A 17,971-nucleotide genomic window follows, 5' to 3' on the forward strand; every position below is an offset into this window, starting at 1 on the left:
TTCAGCCGCCGCGCGGCGCATCGCGGTAGGCGCTCGGAGTCACGCCAACTTCGCGGCGGAACACTTGGGAAAAGTGGCTGGGACTGGAGTAGCCGACCTCCAGGCCAATGTCGATCACGCTGCGTGCGGTCTCCAGTAACAGATGACGCGCGCGGCTCATGCGCAGGCGTATGAAGTATTGCGAGGGCGACAAGCCGGTGGCGCGCTTGAAGGTGCGGCTGAAGTGGTAGTCGCTCAACTCGGCGATGCCGGCCAGATGACCGAGGCTGAAATCCTCCGCCAGATTCGCATTCATCGCTTCAAGCACCCGGCGCAATTTGTAGGCGGGCAGGGCATTGTCGCGACGCGGGTTGCTGTCCGGGTCGAGATAGTGACGCAGCAGATGGATCGCCAACGCCTGAGCCAGGCTGTGCACCAGCAGTGCGCTGGGCTGGCGTTGCTCGGTCAGTTCGATGCGCAGTTGCTCAAGGATGAAGCTGACCTGCTCGTCACGCGCACCGGACACGTCGATGAACGTCACCGCGCCGGCGTGTTCGCCGAAAGCTTCGCGGGCCGCTTGTTCGATCAGGCCCAGACTGAGGTAAAGGTGCATTACTTCGAAGACCTCGCAGCCTTCGGTCTGCCAACGCATTTCATAAGGTTCGCGGGTGTTGGTCAGGAAGAAATCGCCCGCCGTGACCTGGCTCGCCTGCCATTCGCCGCCCAATGAACGCTCCTCGACCCGGGCAGTGCCGGCCAATACCAGCACCAGCAACGGTTCGGCCACGCATGGCACGCGGATCGGCTCAAGCAGGGTCTGATGGCGGAACAGCTGCACCACCGCATCCTTGATCTGCGGCCGCGGTGTCGTCGTTTCCGCAACACCGGGCAAATGCTCCGGCATGGCTTCGGCGGCGATGCGCGCGGGCTGGCTGATTGGCGGCGTAGCAGGGCTGGCAGAGGGCACGGGACGCTCCATGAAAAGCTTCGGCTGCGGATGGTTTCGAAGATTAGGGCGGGCGGACAGGAAACTCCAGCGCAAAACTCCGACAGTCTCGGCAATCACCCGAAAGCCCGGCGGCGGACAGTGCGCGACAGTGAAGCCGTGTTTACGACAGCGCCATCAGGCGCAACACCGATTCGCTATCGAGGAGTTAAAACCATGACTGATTTCAATCACACCCTGCCACAAGAAGTCGCCGGTAAAGTTGCCCTGGTCACTGGCGCGGCCAGTGGCATCGGCAAGGCGATAGCGCTGATGCTGCACGCTCGCGGCGCCAAGGTAATTGCCGAAGATCTCAACCCGGCTGTCGAAGAGCTGGCGCGTCCCGATCTGCTGCCGCTGGTGGCGGACATCACCGAGGACGGCGCCGCCGAACGCGCAGTAGGCCTTGCCGTCGAGAAGTTCGGTCGCTTGGATATTCTGGTCAACAACGCCGGGATCATCATCAACAAAGCGGTGATCGACATGAGCCGCGACGACTGGGAAAAGATCCAGGCGGTGAATGCCACGGCGGCCTTTCTGCACTGCCGCGAAGCAGTCAAGGCGATGATCCCGAACAAGTCCGGCGCCATCGTAAATATCGCCTCCTATGCCTCGTACTTCGCGTTCCCGACGATTGCCGCCTACACCGCCTCGAAAGGTGCGCTGGCACAACTGACCCGCACGCTGGCGCTGGAAGTCATCGAGCATGGCATTCGCGTCAATGCCATCGGCGTCGGCGATGTGGTGACCAATATCCTCAATGATGTAGTCGAGGACGGCCCGGGATTCCTTGCGCAACACGGTGAAGCGGCACCGATCGGTCGGGCGGCGCAGCCGGAAGAGATCGCCGAAATCGTCACCTTTCTCGCCTCTGACCGCGCCAGTTTCATGGTCGGCTCAGTGGTCATGGCCGATGGCGGCATGACGGTAACCGCAGGCTGAAAGCGGCGTCGCAAGCCATGGGCCCGTGCGATCACGTGCCCATGGCTTTACCAGGATCCGAGCGACGCAGAATCAGGCAAATCTGCAGCATCTTTGATCTAGCAGTTGCTTCGCAAAACTGGCTAATCTTCATCCGCAGTTGACCCACCTTCGTCTGCTTTCGAGGCTCTTTGCATGGATAACCACGACGCTTCCATCCTCCACGACACGGCGGTGTATCGCGCCGAACTGGTGCGCCTGCTGACCCAGCGTTTCGACGCGCCGGGCACCTACGAAACGGCGATTGCGCCGCTGCACGTGATCCGTCTCGATGGGCCGTCCGAGCTGATCCATGTCGTGCACCGTCCGGCGCTGTGCCTGATCGTGCAGGGTCGCAAGGAAGTCGGGCTGGGCGACGAACGTTTCCTGTATGACCCGCTGAATTATCTGGTGGTGTCGGTGACGTTGCCGGTATCGGGCCGGGTGATCGAAGCCTCGCCCGAGGCACCGTATTTTTGCGTCCGCCTGGATTTCGACCCTGCACAACTGACGCAACTGATTGCCGAATCGCCGCCGACCGGGGTGCCGCAGGAAGCCGGGCGCGGCATGTTTCTCGACAAGATCGACGTGACCCTGCTCGACACCATGCTGCGTCTGGTGCGCCTGCTGGATAACCCGCGCGACATCGGCATGCTCGCGCCAATGGCGTTGCGCGAGCTGTATTACCGCCTGCTGCGCGGCCAGCACGGGCATCTGCTGTATGAAATCGCGGTCAGCGATTCGCAGACCCACCGGGTCACGCGGGCCATCGACTGGCTGAACAAGAATTTCACTGAACCGCTGCGCATCGACGCGCTGGCGCAGGTGGCCAACCTGAGCAGTTCGGCGCTGCACCATCGCTTCAAAGCCGTCACCGCGATGAGCCCGCTGCAGTATCAAAAGCAGCTGCGCCTGCAGGAGGCGCGGCGGCTGATCATCAATGAAGGGCTGGACGTGTCCAGCGCCTGCTATCGCGTTGGCTATGAAAGCGCTTCGCAGTTCAGCCGCGAATACAACCGCCAGTTCGGCTGCCCGCCATCGAAAGAACTCAGTCGCCTGCGCCAGACCGGTTGATGGCCTGACGCCCTGTTTAGCGCGCGGGTTCCGCCCATTCGTCACGAAACCCCAGCAGAAAATCCACAAATGCCCGCACCCGCTGTGGCACATAGCGGCCGTGCGGGTAGAGCAGGGTGTAGGGGCGCGAACGTCCGGCGTACGGCTGTAGCACTTCAATCAGCCGGCCATCGGCGAGTTCTTGCTCGACGATGAATCGGTAAGTCTGAAACAGCCCGGCGCCGTGCTTGGCCAGCGTCACGCCGCCGAGCACATCGTCGGAGCAGGAATAGCCACCGTCGGAAATCACTTCGCGGTCCCGGCCGTTTTCCTGAAACAACCAGGAAATCCGCCGGCCACTGCTGGGCAGCTCGAACTGGATGCACTCATGCTCGATCAGATCGTCGAGGGTTTGCGGCGTGCCGGCTCTCTGCAGATATTCAGGGGAGGCGACCACCACAAGGCTGGCGTCTTCCAGCAGGCGAGCGATCAGGGTCGAGTCCGGTTGCGCGCGTACGCGTATCGCCAGGTCGTAGCCTTCATCGACGAAGTCGATATTGCGATTGCCCAAGTGCACGTCCACCGTAACCTCGGGGTACAACGCCCGAAACTTCGGCAGCAGCGGCAGGATGCGGTGATGCCCGTAAGTGGTTGGCAGGCTGATGCGCAGTCGCCCCGACGGCGAAGTCTGCGCGCCCATGACTTCCTGCTGCGCTTCGACCAGTTGCGTCAGGGCCTGGCTGCATTGTTCGAAGAAGCTGCGGCCGGCGTCGGTGAGGCGGATGCTGCGCGTGGTGCGTGCGAACAGGCGCGAACCCAATCGTTGCTCCAGACGCAGAATCGACCGGCTGACAGCCGCAGGCGTGACCCCGGCCAGTTGCGCGGCGGCGGTGAAGCTGCCGGCTTCGGCAGCCAGGCAGAACAGTTCGATACTGCCTAATTGCAAGTCTTCAAAATGGCGTTTCATTGTGGCTCGCACCGAAGATCGACGGACGTTCATCCTCTGTGTACCACAACCCACGACGCCGCCGGTATCCACCGGCGGCGTTGCAGGGTTTCGATCAATGGCCGGCGCTCTGGCCACCGTCGACATGCAGGATTTCGCCAGTGACGAACCTGGCGCTGTCGAGATAGAGGATCGCTTGCACGATGTCGTCGATTTCACCCATGTGGCCGACCGGGTGCAGGCTGCCCAGCGCCTGATGGGTTTCCTCGGCGTGCATCGGCGTCTTGATGATGCCCGGCGATACCGCGTTGACCCGAATGCCGCGCTTGGCGTACTCGATAGCCAGGGATTTGGTCGCCGCGTTGATACCGCCCTTGGTCAGCGATGCCAATACCGAAGGCACGCCATCAACCGCATGATCGACCAGACTGGTGGTCACGCTGACGACGTGGCCGCTGCCGTGTTTTTCCATCTCGCCGATGGCCAGTTGCGAGATATGAAAGAAGCCACTCATGTTGGTCGCCACGACCTGGGCGTAGTCCGCCTGGCTGTAAGCGGTGAACGGCTTGGCCAGAAAGATCCCGGCATTGTTCACCAGCGTATCGACGCGACCGAACCGGGCCACTGCGGCGCGAATCACTCGCTCAGCGGTTTGTGGATCGGCGATGTCGCCAGCGACGGTCAGAACATCCGGGTCGCTCGACTCTTTGATCGAGCGCGAGGTTGCGACTACGTGATGGCCAAGGGCGCGAAAGCCTTCGACCAGACCTGCACCAATGCCTTGCGAGGCGCCGGTGATGACAACTACTTTTTTCGATGTGCTCATGATGATTTCCTCTGTCGCTGGCCCGTCGGGATGGCGGGTGGCTGTTGGAGAGGACTTTAGGAAGTTGCGAGGAGTTGATAAATGGGGGCGCAGGTACTTCATTTGTACTTCGGTGTATCTAATCGGGGATGCGTTTGTAGGAGTGAGCCTGCTCGCGATGGCGTCATTTCAATCGATAAAAAACGTTGGCTGACATGACGCTATCGCGAGCAGGCTCACTCCTACAGGAGGCATCTTTCGATTGTCCTGTTTGAGTGGACGGTGAAACGCTTTTCAGCCGATTTATCCCTTTGCTGTGCGTCAGTAATCTGTACCCAACTTGAACGCAACAACAAAACTTCAAACTTGAAAAGGGACGCACACCATGACCACTCCAACCTACAACCGCCTGAACAAAGACGACGCTATCGTGCTGCTGGTTGACCACCAGACCGGTTTGATCTCGCTGGTGCAGGACTTCTCGCCGAACGAGTTCAAGAACAACGTGCTGGCGCTGGCGGATCTGGCCAAGTTCTTCAACCTGCCAACGATCCTCACCACCAGCTTCGAACAAGGCCCGAACGGCCCGCTGGTACCGGAGCTGAAAGAGATGTTCCCGGACGCGCCATACATCGCTCGTCCAGGCCAGATCAACGCCTGGGACAACGAAGACTTCGTCAAGGCGATCAAAGCCACCGGCCGTAAGCAGATCATCATTGCCGGTGTGGTAACGGATGTGTGTGTAGCGTTCCCGACCCTGTCGGCGCTGGCGGAAGGTTTTGATGTGTTTGTGGTGACTGACGCTTCCGGCACCTTCAACACCACCGTGCAGCAAGCCGCATGGAGCCGCATGACCCAGGCCGGCGCACAAATGATGAACTGGTTCTCTGTGGCCTGTGAGCTGCATCGCGACTGGCGCAACGACATCGAAGGCCTGGGCAATCTGCTGTCGCAGCGCATCCCCAACTACCGCAACCTGATGAACAGCTACTCGGCGCTGACGCAGCAGAAGTAAGACATCGCTAACTAAAAAGCCTGCTTTGAAAGCAGGCTTTTTGCGTTCGCGAAATGAAACACGGGCAACTGTAGGAGCGAGCCTGCTCGCGATTGCGTCGGCACATTCAACATCTCCGTTGGCTGATGTACCGCTATCGCGAGCAGGCTCACTCCTACAGGAGATCGCGTGTGGCCTGACGACACAGTCAACTGTGTGCGAGCCTGCTCGCGAAGACTGCGGCACAGTCACCCGAGCAATTCGCTGATCCACTGCACCTCTTGGCTGATCTCCCGTACTTTGGCCTGCGGCAGTGCCTGTTGCGCTTTCGTGATCTGGCCCAAGGTTTTCGTCCGCTGACTTAGCCGGCGTTGCCACTTTTGCATAAACGCCGCGCTGCGCGCCTGCAGATGCAGCGGTCCGAAAAACAATTCCCTGGCATCGTAAGTCACCGGCTCAGAGGCTCGTTCGGCAACGATGATTTCGTAGTCGAAGCGGTTCTCGTGCAGCACCTCTTCACAGACGATCCGGTAGCCGTTGTCCATCAGCCACCGGCGCAACGCCTGCTCGCCGCCGTTGGGCTGCAGAATCAGCCGTTCGTGGCCATTGAGGTGGGCTTTACCGCTCTGGAAAATATCGCGAATTGTTTCGCCACCCATGCCACACAGGGTGATGGCGGTGATCGCATCGTCAGGTCTGATCGCCGCCAGACCGTCGGCCAGGCGCACGCTGATTTGTCCGTGCAGGTCGTGGTCATTGACGGTGCGTTGCGCCGCGTGGAACGGCGTCAAGGCGACCTCGCCAGCCACCGCCGCTGTAATCAGGCCACGGCGTATCAGGGCAACCGGCAGGTAAGCATGATCGGAGCCGATATCGGCCAGCCGTGCGCCGAGCGGCACGTGGGCGGCGACCCGTTCAAGGCGCATGGACAATGTCTGTTGGTTCAACGGCGACCCCTGTTCACCCAGTGGTGGAAAAAGGGGTGCGACTCTGGCGAGCAACGCGGGCGCTGTCAAATAGCGCCGATGGAGTCCCTCGATCCATCGGCAGCACAGCGCTGCCGATGGCTGCTTGCGCTTAGCGGGCGAGGGTTGCGTTGTCGATGACGAAGCGGTATTTCACGTCGCCCTTGAGCATGCGTTCGTAGGACTCATTGATCTGATCGGCACGGATCAGTTCGATGTCGGACACGATGCCGTGCTCGGCGCAGAAATCCAGCATTTCCTGGGTTTCAGGGATGCCGCCGATCATCGAACCGGCGATGGTGCGACGTTTCATGATCAGGTTGAACACGTTCGGTGATGGGTGCGGCGAGGCGGGCGCGCCGACCAGGGTCAAGGCGCCGTCGCGCTTGAGCAGGACGAGGAAGGCGTCGAGATCGTGCGGCGCGGCGACGGTATTGAGGATCATGTCGAAGCTCTTGGCATGTGCCGCCATTTCTTCGGCATTGCGCGACACCACCACTTCGTCTGCGCCCAGCGCCTTGGCCGCTTCGCGCTTGGATTCGGAGGTGGTGAAGGCGACGACATGGGCGCCCATGGCGTGGGCCAGTTTGATGCCCATGTGACCAAGGCCACCGATGCCGACCACGCCGACTTTCTTGCCGGGGCCGGCGTTCCACTGACGCAGCGGCGAGTACGTGGTGATGCCGGCGCAGAGTAGCGGCGCGACGGCGGCCAGTTGCGCCTCGGGATGACGGATGCGCAATACATAGCGCTCATGCACGACGATGTTTTGCGAGTAACCGCCGAGGGTCCAGCCCGGTGCGTCCGGGGTCGGGAAGTTGTAAGTGCCGATCATGCCGTCGCAGTAGTTTTCCAGACCGGACTCGCAGTCAGCGCAGTGTTTGCAGCTGTCGACAATGCAACCGACACCGACCAGATCGCCGACCTTGTAATCTTTGACATGATCGCCGACCGCCGAGACGCGGCCGACGATTTCGTGGCCGGGCACGCAGGGGAATTGCGTGCCAGCCCACTCCGCGCGCACCTGGTGCAGGTCGGAATGGCAAATGCCGCAGAAGGCGATATCGATCTGCACGTCATGCGCCGCCGGGGCGCGACGGTTGATCTGCATGGGCTCAAGGGGTTTGTCGCCAGCGTGGGCGCCGTAGGCTTGTACAAGCATGTGAGCATCCTCCATGGGGTAGTCGGACGCCCATTGTTGCGCTTGGGTCCGAGGGCGAAGTAGTGCATTTCTGTGAAATGCTTGCCTGATTCTGCCGCTGATTGCAGAACCAAAAGGCAGCCGTATTGCGCCGGCTGCCTTTCAGGGCTCAACGCGGATTGGGCTGATCGTCCATCTCGGCGTTATCGGTTTCCTGACGTACACGCTCGGGATCCAGCCCGGTATCGTCATCATCCAGCGGGATTTCGCCTTCGTTGTCGGGCAGTTCGTCGATGCCGCGCTCCTTCATCGGATCGACCTCGGTACGCCCCGGACTCAGCGGGTCGGGCCTGGTTGGGAGCGGATCGTCACCTTGCTTGCCTTGGTCGTTGTTCATCTCACACCTCGCTATAGCCGTTTTCTACGGCGTGTGCAGGTTGGAGGTGTGGGCGATTTTCGCCGTTCGATTTTTTTGCCTGCCTTCGGTCGCCTCGCAAAAAAGCGGAATTTCTCCGACGCGTGCGGCTCCATACACCAACAAGCCAGAGGCGAGGAGGCAATGATGAGCAGCTCATTCAAGGTCGGTGACGCGGTGCGCTGGAATTCCGAGGCCGGCGAGATTCACGGCAAAGTGGTCAAGGTGCACACCCGAGATATCGAGTTCATGGGCCGCCACCGCCCGGCCTCGAAAGATGCGCCGCAGTACGAGGTCAAGAGCGACAAGACCGGCCACTTGGCCATGCATCACGGCGACGCGCTGAGGCACGCTTAAAAACGTCCCAGTCGGTAGGGCTCGATGTCCGGCAACGACACGGTGGCGCCTGAGATCATCTGCCCGATCATCTCCGCTGTGACCGCCGCCTGGGTCAGCCCCAGATGTTGGTGACCGAAAGCAAGCAACACCTTGCCATCGCAGACCTGATCGATTACTGGCAGCGAATCCGGCAGCGACGGGCGAAAGCCCATCCACGGTGTTGCGCCATCAGCGTTCAGGTCATGGCGAAACAGGCCTTGGCTCAAACGCTGCAACTGCCAGGCGCGCGCCATGTTCGCTGGCTGCGCCAGCCCGGCGAACTCGACCGTGCCGGCCAGGCGCAGGCCCTCATTCATTGGCGTCATGATGAACTTGCGCTCCAGCGAGGTGACAGGGAAGGGCAGGCGATCATGCTCGTGCGGCAGCATCAGGTGATAGCCGCGTTCAGTGTCCAGCGGCACCTGCGTGCCAGTCAGCGCGGCGGTGAGTTTCGCCGAATGCGCACCGCAGGCCAGTAACACGCGGCTGGCCGTCATACCGCCGTTGCCCGTCACCAATAAAACCCCGTTTTCCTGCACGTAGCCGCCCTGAACCTGCTGCTTTAGAAAACTCACGCCGCTGCTGCGAGCCGCCTCGACCAGCGCACACACCACCCGATACGGGTCGAGAAAATGCCCGGTGCGCGGGAAAAACAGTCCGCCCTGAAGCTGCTCGCTGAGCTGCGGCGCCGTCTCGCGGATCGCCCCGGCCTGCCAGTAATCCACCGGCACTTGCTGATGCTTCAGGCGAGCCTGCAAGGCTTCGATGGCCTGCCGGGATTCAGGCTTTTCAAACACCAGCAACGAGCCGTCAACCTTGAGCAGATCCGGGCGCTGGATATCACTCAGCAAGCGTTGCCACGCGTCGAGGCTGCTTTCGTTGAGCGCGCGCAAGCCGGCGACGGTTTTCTGAAAAGGCTCAGGCCGCAGATTCAGCAGCAAGCGGGTGAACCACGGCAGGGCGCGTGGCAGGTATTTCCAGTCCAGACGCAGCGGCCCCATCGGGTCCATCAGCATGGCTGGCAAGCGCTTGAGGATCGACACGTCAGCGATTGGGAATACCTGCTCGGTGGCCAGATGCCCGGCGTTGCCGAACGAAGCGCCATGCCCCGGGTCCTGCTGATCGATGACCACCACGCGCAAACCCTGGCGCGCCAGACGCAGCGCGCAAGCGACGCCGATGATCCCCGCGCCGACTACGGCGATGTCGTGCGACGGGTTATTCGTCATGGCGTGTCGTTTCCCGTTGACCATCGAGCAGCCGCCGCAGGTGCAGCGGGTTGGCCTGTTGCAGCGCCGTCGGCAGCAAGCTGTCGGGGAAATCCTGATAGCACACCGGCCGCAGGAAACGCAGGATCGCCGCGGTGCCCACCGAGGTGCTGCGCGCATCCGAGGTCGCCGGGTAAGGCCCGCCATGGACCATCGCCTCGCAGACTTCCACGCCGGTCGGCCAGCCGTTGACCAGCAGGCGCCCGGCCTTGCGCTCCAGGGTTGGCAACAACGCGCGCGCCAGTGCAAGGTCGGCGTCGTCCATGTGCAGGGTCGCGGTCAGTTGGCCTTCAAGGTGTGCGCAGACCTGACGGATTTCTTCGTCGCTGCTGCATTGCACGATCAGCGATGCAGCGCCGAAGACCTCAGCCTGCAAACGCTGATCGGCAAGAAAATCCGCCGCCTCGGCGCTGAACACCTGTGCCTGACATTGATTCGGGCCGTTGCCGATCTCTCCAGCCGCCACGGCGCGTGCACGGGGATTGTCTCGCAACGCCGTCACGCCTGCTTGGTAAGCGCTGAAGATGCCGGGCGTCAGCATGGTTTGCGCCGGACTGCTTGTGATCAGCTTTGCAACGGCGCCGAGAAACCCGTCAAGTGCCGGGCCTTTGCAGGCAATCAGCAACCCTGGGTTGGTGCAGAACTGCCCGCCGCCCAGTGTCAGCGACGCGACAAAACCTTCGGCCAACGCCTGCGCCCGATTTTGCAGAGCGGCGGGGAACAGCAAGACCGGGTTGATCGAGCTCATTTCCGCATACACCGGAATCGGCTCCGGGCGCGCCTGCGCGGCTTTCATCAAGGCCAGCCCGCCGGTGCGCGAGCCGGTGAAACCAACGGCTTTGATGCGCCAGTCGCTTACCAGTGCGATACCCACTTCGTAGCCCGAATCGAACAACAACGAAAACACGCCCTCAGGCAAACCGCATTCTTTCACCGCTTGCGCCACTGCGCGGCCGATCAGTTCGCTGGTGCCGGGATGCGCGCTGTGCGCCTTGACGATCACCGGGCAACCGGCCGCCAGTGCCGCAGCGGTATCGCCACCGGCCACGGAAAATGCCAGCGGGAAGTTGCTCGCCCCAAACACCGCGACCGGCCCCAAGGCAATCTGCCGCTGGCGCAGGTCCGAACGCGGCGAAGGTTGGCGCTGCGGTTGCGCAGTGTCGACACGTACGTCCAGCCATTCACCGGCGCGCACCGTGCGGGCGAATAGGCGCAGTTGCGAGCAGGTGCGGCCGCGTTCGCCCTGGAGGCGTGCACGGGGCAAACCGGTTTCGGCGTGGGCGCGTTCGATCAGTTCATCGCCGAGGCTTTCGATGTGCTCGGCAATGCTTTCGAGAAATTCGCCACGGGCGCTCAGGCTGGTTTCGCGGTATTCGTCTTGTGCTGCCCAGGCCAGCGCGCAGGCCTGTTCCACCTGTTCGGCTGACGCCCCGGTGTACTGCGGTTCAAGTGCCTGGTTGGTCGCCGGATTGATCCCGCGAAAGGCTGGACGATGGCCCGCCACGGAGTGTTGGCCGATCAGCATGTTGCCCGTCAGAGTCATGGTGTCTTCCTGTGAAATGAGCGAGGCCTGCCGCGAATCGTGATGGCTCGCGGCAGGTGGCGGTCAGGCGAAGTTCTGCTCGGCGGACCAGTTCTCGTACCAGTGACGGAACAGCGAATACTGCTTCTCGGCATAGCGCCGTTGCGAGTCGCTCAGCACATCGGTTTCATTGAAGTGCAGGGTGTATTCCTTGTCGCCGTTGAGCACCATCAGGTGCTTGTAATAGAGCACCAGATCGCAACCCTCATCGAACGACGACAACACCGCGAGCGCCGACTCCAGCTCCCGCGCCTGCCGGCGGGCCTTGGCATCGCCTTGCGCGGCCTGCTTGCTCAGCGCAACCAGTTGCAGCACTTCGCGGGGCAGGGCGTTGCCGATGCCGGTGATGGCGCCGGTGGCGTTGCAGTTGACGAAACCGTGCACCACTTGCGTGTCGACGCCGACCATCAACGTCACGTCGTCATCCTTGGAGGTGATGTTCTCGGCCGCGTAGCGCAGGTCCGCGCCGCCGCCGAATTCCTTGAAGCCGATCAGGTTCGGGTATTCACGACGCAGTTCGAAAAACAGCTCGGCGCGGGTGGCGAAGCCGTAGTAAGGGCTGTTGTAGATCACCGCTGGCAGCTTCGGCGCGGCTTGCAGGATGGCGGCGAAGTGCGCCTTTTGCGCGGTCGCCGAGGCGCCACGGGAGAGGACGCGCGGGATGACCATCAAGCCTTGCGCGCCGACTTTCGCCGCGTGCGCCGCGTGGGAAACCGCCTCACGGGAGTTCACCGCACCGGTCCCGACAATGGTCGGAATGCCGGCGGCGACCAGGCGTGCCACGCCTTCCTGGCGCTCGGCTTCGGTGAGCAGCGGCCAGTCGCCCATAGAGCCGCAATAGACCACGGCGCTCATGCCGATATCGATCAGCTCGCGACCCTTGGCCACCAGCGCATCGAAGTCCGGTTTGCGCTGGGCAGTGCACGGGGTCATCAGGGCCGGCATGCAACCGGTGAAGATGTTGTCGCTCATGGTTCAACTCCTTGACATTTCGTTGGATTCGAGGTGGAAAATCGGCGTGGTGGCTCAGATGCCCCACGCGAACGGATCGCTGTCGTCGATCAGCAGGGTGCTGTCGGCGGTCATGTAGGCGCGGCCGGTAATGAACGGGCGAATGCGCTCGCCCTCCCATTCGAAACGGCCTTCGAACTGGCTGCCGGTGATGCTCGCCTGGATCCACGGTGCGCCCGGTTGCAGCTTGTCGTCGGCTGCCAGGCAGGCAAGTTTGGCGCTGGTGCCGGTGCCGCAGGGCGATCGGTCGTAAGCTTTGCCGGGGCACATGACGAAGTTGCGGCTGTCGGCCTGATCATCAGCGGCGAACAGTTCGATGTGGTCGATGACCGCACCGTCTTCGCCAAAGATGCCCTGATCTTCCAGCGCTTTGAGCATCGCCCAGGTGTAAGCGGTCAGGTGTTCGACGTTGTCCATGGTCAGTGTCTGGCCATGCTGGGAGACGAGGAAAAACCAGTTGCCGCCATAGGCGATATCACCGACCACGCGACCAAAACCGGGCACGTCCACCGGTACCTGTTTGCGATAACGGTAAGCGGGCACGTTGCCGAGGGTGACCGAGCCATCGTCGTGCAGCGTTGCGCTGACTTGCCCCACCGGCGTATCGATCTTGTGCACGCCCGGCCCGATTTTCCCCAGATGCTGCAACGAATTGATCAGGCCAATGGTGCCGTGGCCGCACATGCCCAGATATCCGGCATTGTTGAAGAAGATCACCCCGCAGGTGGCATCAGGCGAAACCGGCGGGCAATACAGCGCGCCGACCAGCACATCGTTGCCGCGCGGTTCGAGCAGACAGGCGCGGCGCCACTGATCGTGGTGGGTGCGCAGGGCGTCGCGTTTCTCGGCCATGCTGTTGCCGGGCAGCTCGGGGAAGCCGCTCATGACCAGGCGCGTCGGTTCGCCGCCGGTGTGGGAATCAATGACGTGTACTCGTTTCATGAAGAGATCCCGTTGGATGATTTCAGTAGGCGCCGGCAGGGCGGGCATTGACGGTGGGCGAGGGCGCAGGGCTTTCGCTTTCCTCGTCCTCGTCGTCCAGGCGCAGCAGATGCGCAGGCACACCGGTCGCCGCGCCCCAGTAGTAAATGCCGGTGGCGCAAGCGGCGACGACAATCGTGTCGAACGGATGGGCGAGGATGCCCAGGCCGCCGAAGGTGCCGAGTTTCGATAGCACGATGGTTATCGCGTAAAACGCGATCAGCCACGCCGAAGAACGCACCTGACGCGCCAGACTCAGGTGCGCCGTCGGCACGAAACGGCCGCAGAGCAGGTAGATGACAAACATCAGGATTTGCAGGCCCAGCAGCCACGACACGGTGTTCCAGCCTGACCAGTAGACGATCAGCGCGGCGATGATGAACGACACCGGCCCGAGCAGGCCCATGCTCTTGACCCGGAACGGGCGCGGCATGTCCGGCGCATTGCGGCGCAGCGCAGCAACCGACACGGGCGCCACCGCATAGCTCAGCACCAGCGCGGCGGAGACCACGTTGATCAGCGCTTCCCACGATGGAAACGGCAGGGTCCAGAACACCGACAGGGCGAAGGTCAGCCACAGCGCCGGACGCGGAATGCCGGACTTTTCGTCGATGTGGGTGAAGACCTTGAAGAAGGTACCGGTCTGCGCCCAGCCGTAGATCACTCGCGGGGTGGCGTTCATGTAGATATTGCCGCAACCGCTCGGTGAGATCACCGCATCAGCCACCACCAGCCAGGCCAGCCAGCCAACACCAAGGGCCAGGGCGATGTCGCGATACGGCAGGGCGAACTCCTTGCTGATGCCGGCCCAGCCGTTGGCGAGCATTTCCGTCGGAATGCTGCCGAGAAAAGCCATTTGCAGCAGTACGTAGATCAGAGTCGACAGCAGCACCGAGAGAATCAGCGCGATGGGAATGGTGCGCTGTGGGTTTTTCACTTCGCTGGCCACGGAAATGATCGGCGTCAGGCCGAGGTAGGCAAAGATGATCCCGCCAGCGGAGACGGCCATTTCCACGCCAGACAGTCCGAATGGGGCGAATCCCTGAACCTGGAAATTCTCCGGTTTGAAGAAAGTGAACAGCACGCCGATCACCAGCAGCGGCACGATGAATTTGAACACGCTGACCAGATTGTTGGCCTTGGCGAAGGTCTTCACGCTGCGGTAGTTGAGCAGGAAAAACACGCAGAGCAGGCCGAACTGCACCAGCCAGCCGAGGATCGTCGGATCGCCGCTGCCGGCCTTGGTCAGGCCCGGAAACCACGCCGCCGCATATTGCCGCGAGGCGACCACTTCGATCGCCACCAGACTGGAAAACGCGATCAGCGTGATGAAACCCATCAGGTAGCCGAGCAGCGGCCCGTGGGAATAAACCGGGTAGCGCACCACGCCGCCGGCACGGGGCAATGCCGCGCCCAGTTCGCAGTAGACGATGCCCAGCAGCAACACGGCGAAACCGCCCAGCAACCAGGAGAAAATCCCCGCCGGACCGGCAATCGCCGAGACATGGCTGGCGGCGAACAACCAGCCGGAGCCGAAGATCGCGCCGAGTCCGATAAAGGTGAGGTCGATCAATGAAAGCTGTTTTTTGAACTTGCCTTGGCCTGACATGGCATCGCCTTCTTGTGAGTTATTGGATAGGCAGTTGTGTCACGGGGACGACCAGACTTTGCACCGGTCGACCACGGCGGCGATTGATGTTTTATGCAGGGATCGATGACGAATTCAGCACAATGGCGCCGATGAATGCGCGGCCTCGACAGGGCCGCAACGTTGCTGCAATCTGTTCGCGGACGGCTTTTCTGGCGGTTCATCTTGAGCGGGGAAGTCTTTGATGCAGTCTGCGTTTTCGATCCTGTGCCAAGGCGCTGACGGCGTGCGTCCACAGACCCTCGAAGCGATGGTCGCGGGTGCCGCGCAGCTGTTGCCGATACTCGATGTGATCCCCAATGCGGCGATCTTCATCAAGGACCTGCATGCGCGCTATGTGCTGGCCAACCACACGCTGGTGCAGCGTTGTGGCTTGAAGGACCTGCGCCCGTTGCTCGGCAAAACCAGTGCGCAGGTTTTCCCCGCGCAGTTGGGGCCGGGTTACACCGAGCAGGATCGCAAGGTGCTGGAGGAGGGTTTCGTGCTGGAGGATCAGCTCGAACTGCACCTGTATGGCAGTCGCGAACCGGGCTGGTGCCTGACCCACAAACGACCCATTTATGATCGTGACGGGGTGATCTTGGGCTTGGCAGGGATCTCGGTGGATCTGCAATCAGCCAGCGAAACCCACCCGGCGTTCGAGCGCCTGGCGGCGGTCGATGAATACATTCGCGCCAACTTCAATCGGCGGGTGACCCTGAGTGAACTGACCCGAATCGCCGGAATTTCCGTGGCGCAACTGGAGCGCTACTGCAAACGCGTTTTTCACCTGACGCCACGGCAGATGATTCAGAAAGTCCGTCTGGAGCATGCGCATCGCTTGCTGCTGAGCGACTTGCCGATCACCGAGGTTGCGCTGCAATGCGGCTACACCGATCACAGCGCTTTTACCCGTCAGTTCAAAGCTTCGACCGGATTCACCCCGCGTGAATATCGCCACGCGACCGGGCATTAGACCAACACGGCCAGCCAGGCCGAGAGCAGCAGAAGAAAGGCCAGTGCCGCGTTCATTCGCTTGAACGCTTGCGGTGAGCTGAGCAACCGCGCGCTGCCGACGCCGAGCAACGCCCACAGCGTCATGCACGGCAGCGATACCAGCAGAAACGCCAGCGAGAGCACCAGCAGGCGCAGCGTCTTGTCGCCACCGCCAACGAATACGCTGACCACGGCCACCGCCATCATCCACACCTTCGGGTTGACCAGTTGCAGCAGCGCCGCGCCGAATACGCTCAAGCCTTGTTCCTGTGCGGCACTCGGGTCCAGCGACGGCGGCGGGCTGCGAAAGATCTGCCATGCCAGCCAGCTTAACCAGAGCACGCCACCCCAGGCCATCGCTTGCTGCACCCTGGGAAAGCGCAAAAGGGTTTCGCCAGCACCGAGCCCGACCACCAGCACGATCAACGCCGCCGCCCCACAAGCGCCAAAAATGATTGGCAACGTAGCGATCAGCCCGCGCCGTGAGCTGTGGCTCAACACCAGAATATTGGTCGGCCCCGGCGTGATCGAGGCGACGAAAGCAAACAGCAGAAAGGGCAGTAAAGAAGCCATGGTGCAGATTCCTGAAAGTCGAAACAGGACACCATGATCGTCAGCAGGCAGGTCTCAGTCTGGAAGATTTGAGCAGCGTTTGCGGTAGTCCGCCGGGGTCAGTTGATAGGCGCGGCGGAACCAGCGCCCCAAGTGACTCTGGTCGGCAAAACCGAGCACGCTGGCGACCTGCGCCGGCGTCTCACCGCGGGCAAGCAATTGCCGCGCCTTGGCCAGTCGCAACTGGATCAGGTAAGCGTGGGGGGCCAGGCCGAAAGCGGCCTTGAACGCGCGGGTCAGGCGAAAGCGATCGACGCCACAGGCTTGCGCAAGATCATCGAGGCCGATGTCTTCATAGGTGTGGGCATGCAGAAAGTCCCGCGCGACCTGCGCAACCAGGGGCAGGCGCGGATCGAAAGCCTGACGCTTGCGCCAGTCGAGGTGGCGGGTGAGGGACGCCAGCAGGCCATCAATGGCGGTCTGGCGGACGATGCGCAAGTCACCGTCGTGCAAGGCGTGGAAGGCTTGGCCAATAGCAGTCGCCAGGCGCGGGTCGTGGCTCAGGGTGTCGGCAAAGCCTGGCTGACTGTCGGCGGGCGCCTCTTCGAACAGCGCGTGCAGTTCGCGCTCCAGCCAGCACGGATCGAGGTACAGCATCGAGTAGGTAAAGCCATCCTCGGTTGGCGCATGGCCATCGTGGATTTCACCCGGCTCAAGCAGGAACACATGCCCCGGCGTACTGCGATGACGCACACGGCGACAATTGAATTGCTGCACGCCTTGCTCGGTGACCCCGACGAGAAAGCTGTCATGCCAGTGCGGATCGTAGGCATGCCCACGGAAATGCGCACGAATCGACTCGATCCCGGTATCGACATCCTGGGACAGGGAGATCCAGTTGCGTTTGTCCATGGGAGTACTCCGAGGGCGGTTGAGCAGGTGCGTTTTTAAAATAGCGCGTGGGGGAGGAGAATGTTTAGAAGATTTGTGCAGGTGGAATGGGGTAATCGAGTTGGGTGAGGCGATGGGAGAGGGCTTCGCAAGAAAACGCAGACGAAAAAAAACCGCCTTCGCGGGGCGGTTTTTTCATACCTCGGTTTGGAGCCGAGGCCGTGTGCATCACTAGCCACACCAACATGTCCGCGCATGGTATTGAGTTTCGGCCACCAGCGCAACGTCGGTTTATCGGGATGTACGAAGTTTTCTTGCAGCGCGCTGCGCATGCAATGGATTTCAGGGTTGTCAATAAACATTGTCAGAAATACGATTTTACAAAGGTTCGGGCGTAGCCGCAGGATAACCTTGGTTACTCGGGTTTTCTCTTCCGATTTCT

18 protein-coding genes are annotated in these 17,971 nt (G+C 61.8%); 5 read left to right on the plus strand and 13 right to left on the minus strand.

What is annotated here, in order from left to right; genetic code table 11:
* Position 1: 1 nt before the first annotated feature.
* Positions 2-883, minus strand: coding sequence for a helix-turn-helix domain-containing protein (locus J2Y90_RS16465; RefSeq protein ID WP_253505187.1), 882 nt, complete (start codon positions 881-883; stop codon positions 2-4).
* Positions 884-1,141: 258 nt separating this feature from the next.
* Between J2Y90_RS16465 and J2Y90_RS16470 the strand changes: the two genes are divergently transcribed.
* A complete protein-coding gene (locus tag J2Y90_RS16470) occupies positions 1,142-1,906 on the plus strand; it encodes an SDR family NAD(P)-dependent oxidoreductase (protein WP_227974230.1) in 765 nt (254 codons plus the stop codon).
* A gap of 174 nt (positions 1,907-2,080) precedes the next feature.
* Positions 2,081-2,998, plus strand: a complete 918-nt coding sequence (locus J2Y90_RS16475; protein WP_253500866.1) for an AraC family transcriptional regulator — start codon at positions 2,081-2,083, stop codon at positions 2,996-2,998.
* Between the two features lie 16 nt (positions 2,999-3,014).
* Here the strand turns inward: J2Y90_RS16475 and J2Y90_RS16480 are convergent, their stop codons facing one another.
* On the minus strand, positions 3,015-3,944 hold the full coding sequence (locus J2Y90_RS16480) for a LysR family transcriptional regulator (protein ID WP_253500867.1): 930 nt from the start codon (positions 3,942-3,944) through the stop codon (positions 3,015-3,017).
* Between the two features lie 94 nt (positions 3,945-4,038).
* A complete protein-coding gene (locus J2Y90_RS16485; protein ID WP_253500868.1) occupies positions 4,039-4,749 on the minus strand; it encodes an SDR family NAD(P)-dependent oxidoreductase in 711 nt (236 codons plus the stop codon).
* Positions 4,750-5,113: 364 nt separating this feature from the next.
* On the opposite strand from J2Y90_RS16485, the gene ycaC reads away from it, so the two are divergent.
* Positions 5,114-5,743 carry an isochorismate family cysteine hydrolase YcaC gene (gene ycaC / locus J2Y90_RS16490; RefSeq protein ID WP_186528125.1) on the plus strand — a complete coding sequence of 210 codons (630 nt, stop codon included), beginning with the start codon at positions 5,114-5,116 and terminating at the stop codon, positions 5,741-5,743.
* A gap of 227 nt (positions 5,744-5,970) precedes the next feature.
* Here the strand turns inward: ycaC and J2Y90_RS16495 are convergent, their stop codons facing one another.
* The 3 genes from J2Y90_RS16495 to J2Y90_RS16505 all read right to left on the minus strand — a co-directional run bounded on the left by J2Y90_RS16495 (position 5,971) and on the right by J2Y90_RS16505 (position 8,225).
* On the minus strand, positions 5,971-6,669 hold the full coding sequence (locus tag J2Y90_RS16495; RefSeq protein WP_301291664.1) for a tRNA (adenine(22)-N(1))-methyltransferase: 699 nt from the start codon (positions 6,667-6,669) through the stop codon (positions 5,971-5,973).
* A 130-nt stretch (positions 6,670-6,799) separates the two neighbouring features.
* Positions 6,800-7,849 (minus strand): NAD(P)-dependent alcohol dehydrogenase, encoded by a 1,050-nt coding sequence (locus J2Y90_RS16500; protein ID WP_253500870.1) that lies wholly within the window; start codon positions 7,847-7,849, stop codon positions 6,800-6,802.
* Between the two features lie 148 nt (positions 7,850-7,997).
* The gene (locus J2Y90_RS16505; protein ID WP_253500871.1) at positions 7,998-8,225 is read right to left on the minus strand and encodes a hypothetical protein; all 228 of its coding nucleotides are present in this window, start codon (positions 8,223-8,225) and stop codon (positions 7,998-8,000) included.
* Between the two features lie 165 nt (positions 8,226-8,390).
* On the opposite strand from J2Y90_RS16505, the gene J2Y90_RS16510 reads away from it, so the two are divergent.
* On the plus strand, positions 8,391-8,600 hold the full coding sequence (locus J2Y90_RS16510; RefSeq protein ID WP_253500872.1) for a DUF2945 domain-containing protein: 210 nt from the start codon (positions 8,391-8,393) through the stop codon (positions 8,598-8,600).
* On the opposite strand, the gene J2Y90_RS16515 is transcribed toward J2Y90_RS16510, so the two are convergent.
* The 5 genes from J2Y90_RS16515 to J2Y90_RS16535 all read right to left on the minus strand — a co-directional run bounded on the left by J2Y90_RS16515 (position 8,597) and on the right by J2Y90_RS16535 (position 15,072).
* Positions 8,597-9,850 (minus strand): NAD(P)/FAD-dependent oxidoreductase, encoded by a 1,254-nt coding sequence (locus tag J2Y90_RS16515; protein WP_253500873.1) that lies wholly within the window; start codon positions 9,848-9,850, stop codon positions 8,597-8,599. The two genes, J2Y90_RS16510 and J2Y90_RS16515, sit on opposite strands and share 4 nt — an antisense overlap.
* A complete protein-coding gene (locus J2Y90_RS16520; RefSeq protein WP_253500874.1) occupies positions 9,840-11,432 on the minus strand; it encodes an aldehyde dehydrogenase (NADP(+)) in 1,593 nt (530 codons plus the stop codon). Before J2Y90_RS16520 ends, J2Y90_RS16515 begins: the two co-directional genes overlap by 11 nt.
* A gap of 63 nt (positions 11,433-11,495) precedes the next feature.
* On the minus strand, positions 11,496-12,443 hold the full coding sequence (locus tag J2Y90_RS16525; protein ID WP_253500875.1) for a dihydrodipicolinate synthase family protein: 948 nt from the start codon (positions 12,441-12,443) through the stop codon (positions 11,496-11,498).
* A gap of 54 nt (positions 12,444-12,497) precedes the next feature.
* On the minus strand, positions 12,498-13,424 hold the full coding sequence (locus J2Y90_RS16530; protein ID WP_253500876.1) for a 4-hydroxyproline epimerase: 927 nt from the start codon (positions 13,422-13,424) through the stop codon (positions 12,498-12,500).
* A 22-nt stretch (positions 13,425-13,446) separates the two neighbouring features.
* Positions 13,447-15,072: an APC family permease gene (locus tag J2Y90_RS16535; protein ID WP_253500877.1), complete on the minus strand. Its 1,626-nt coding sequence runs from the start codon at positions 15,070-15,072 to the stop codon at positions 13,447-13,449.
* Positions 15,073-15,295: 223 nt separating this feature from the next.
* Between J2Y90_RS16535 and J2Y90_RS16540 the strand changes: the two genes are divergently transcribed.
* Entirely contained in the window at positions 15,296-16,066 is a 771-nt protein-coding gene (locus tag J2Y90_RS16540; protein WP_253500878.1) for an AraC family transcriptional regulator, read from the plus strand.
* Here the strand turns inward: J2Y90_RS16540 and J2Y90_RS16545 are convergent.
* A complete protein-coding gene (locus tag J2Y90_RS16545) occupies positions 16,063-16,659 on the minus strand; it encodes a LysE family translocator (protein WP_253500879.1) in 597 nt (198 codons plus the stop codon). The genes J2Y90_RS16540 and J2Y90_RS16545 overlap by 4 nt on opposite strands.
* 54 nt (positions 16,660-16,713) lie before the next feature.
* The gene (locus J2Y90_RS16550; protein WP_253500880.1) at positions 16,714-17,550 is read right to left on the minus strand and encodes an AraC family transcriptional regulator; all 837 of its coding nucleotides are present in this window, start codon (positions 17,548-17,550) and stop codon (positions 16,714-16,716) included.
* Between the last annotated feature and the right edge of the window lie 421 nt (positions 17,551-17,971).

Source organism: Pseudomonas koreensis, from assembly GCF_024169245.1.
Taxonomy (GTDB): domain Bacteria; phylum Pseudomonadota; class Gammaproteobacteria; order Pseudomonadales; family Pseudomonadaceae; genus Aquipseudomonas; species Aquipseudomonas koreensis_F.